The sequence below is a fragment of the Tepidiphilus sp. HLB4 genome (assembly GCF_054823945.1).
The window spans coordinates 1-1,790 of sequence record NZ_JSYB01000084.1 but is presented as its reverse complement, the minus strand read 5'-3'; the positions used below and the strand labels follow the sequence as shown (position 1 = coordinate 1,790).

The 1,790-nt window shown below is 63.1% G+C and carries 2 protein-coding genes, 1 tRNA gene and 1 pseudogene; 1 reads left to right on the top strand and 3 read right to left on the bottom strand.

Going from position 1 to position 1,790, the window contains the following annotated elements; genetic code table 11:
* Positions 1–110 precede the first annotated feature (110 nt).
* Positions 111–186 (top strand) — tRNA-Thr (locus OA56_RS09970).
* Between the two features lie 52 nt (positions 187–238).
* Here the strand turns inward: OA56_RS09970 and OA56_RS09965 are convergent.
* From OA56_RS09965 to xth, 3 genes and pseudogenes are all read right to left on the bottom strand, one after another.
* A pseudogene (locus OA56_RS09965) lies at positions 239–522 on the bottom strand (type II toxin-antitoxin system RelE/ParE family toxin).
* Positions 522–812, bottom strand: coding sequence for a hypothetical protein (locus OA56_RS09960; RefSeq protein ID WP_461585068.1), 291 nt, complete (start codon positions 810–812; stop codon positions 522–524). The pseudogene OA56_RS09965 and the gene OA56_RS09960 overlap by 1 nt, the downstream one beginning before the upstream one ends.
* Before the next feature lie 28 nt (positions 813–840).
* Positions 841–1,668: an exodeoxyribonuclease III gene (xth, locus tag OA56_RS09955; protein WP_461585067.1), complete on the bottom strand. Its 828-nt coding sequence runs from the start codon at positions 1,666–1,668 to the stop codon at positions 841–843.
* Positions 1,669–1,790 lie beyond the last annotated feature (122 nt).

Sequence of the window (1,790 nt, the reverse complement as noted above, 5' to 3'; positions counted from 1 at the left end):
AAGTCCGGACAGTTTATTTGTTCGCTACACGCTCGGCCGGCGCGAGCTTGATTTTCGGGCGGGGAGAGGATAGAATTCCATTTCTTCCAGGCCGCAAGGCCGCGCACCACGCCGTTGTAGCTCAGCTGGTAGAGCAACTGATTCGTAATCAGTAGGTCGGAGGTTCGAGTCCTCTCAACGGCACCACTGCATGGCACCCAAAGGGACGCCTGTTTATTCACCAGAAATGGTCGAGACATCAACCACGGCCTGGCGGCCATTGCCTGGCAGCGTGAGTACCCGCAGCACGCGCACCCTGTTGCCGGCGACATCATAGACCAGAATGTAATTCGGATGCACCACCAGCTCGCGGGTGCCTGCGACGCGGCCGGGCCGGCCCAGACCCGGATGATCGACCAAGTACCTGGCCTTTTCTGCAAACAGTTCATCGAGGGTTAGGGCGGCGACTGGATTGTCGGCCTCGATGTAGTCATAAATCTCGCTGCGGTCCTGGATTGCCTCAGGAGTCCAGAATAGCTCCATCATTCGACGGAGGATTCAAGCCGGCGGCGCGTTGCGGCCCGTTTGGCCGAGAACTTTGCTTCGACTTCGACCGCTGGAATCAGATGCCCGGCATTGGCTGAGTCCAGAGCGGTCCGCACCTGGCGGCGAAACCAATCGTCATGTTCCGCGGCTTCCTGCTGTTGCCGGACGAAATTGCGCATGAAGTCGCGCAGGAGCTGCGCGGCGTTGCGGTCGCAGTTTTTGGCTGCGGCGGAGAACTCGGATTTGAGTGTTTCATCGACCCGGAACGTAAAGGTTGCCTTGCTCATGGCGTCACCTTTATGTGTTACAAGATAACTATATGATAGCACGCTGCGCCATGGCGTTGAACTGCTCCATCGGAGCGAGCTCCAGCACCACCGGGGCGTGATCCGAGGGGCGTTCCCAGCGCCGGGGCTCGACGTCGATCGTGCAGGCGCGCAGCCGCGGCAGCACAGCGGGGGAGACGAGGATGTGGTCGATGCGCAAGCCCAGGTTGCGCCGGAATGCTCCTTGGCGGTAGTCCCACCAGGAATAGGACTGCGGGGGCTGGGGAAAGCGGCGGAAGGCGTCGACGAGCCCGAGCGAGAGGAGCCGGGCAAAGGCGGCGCGCTCGGGGGGTGAAGCGAGGATGCCGTCCTGCGGCCAGTCGGGGTGGGTATCTTCGGGTGCCGGGGCGATGTTGAAGTCGCCCATGAGCACGAACGGGCGCTCCGCCAGCCGTTCCCGCTCGATCCAGGAAGCGAGCGCGTCGATCCAGCCGAGCTTGTAGGCGAACTTGTCGCTGCCCATCGCCTGACCGTTGGGAAAGTAGGCGCTCGCCACGATCAGCGGCGCTTCGCTGCCGGGCTCGTCGAGCTCGGCCACGACGAGGCGCGCCTGCTCATCGTCGAACTCGGGAACGCCGCGCGCCACCTCGCGCCAGGGCAGCCCCGCGCGCACCAGCAGCGCCACGCCGTTGTAGGTCTTCTGCCCATGCACGGCGGCCGTGTAGCCGAGCTCGGCGATCGCTTGCGCGGGAAATTTCTCCACCGGGCATTTGAGCTCCTGCAGCGCGAGCACGTCGGGGCGGGCACCGGCAAGCCAGCGCTGCAAGTGCGGCAGCCGGGCGGTGATGGAGTTGACGTTCCAGGTGGCGAGTTTCATGGGAAGCATTGTACCGCCGTGCTGCTATGATGAAAGCGCTTGTCGGTACGAAAGGGCACCAGATCATGGGGCACCTCGAAAAACCCCTCCACCCCCGGCCTCTGATAAAATTCCTCTGTCCT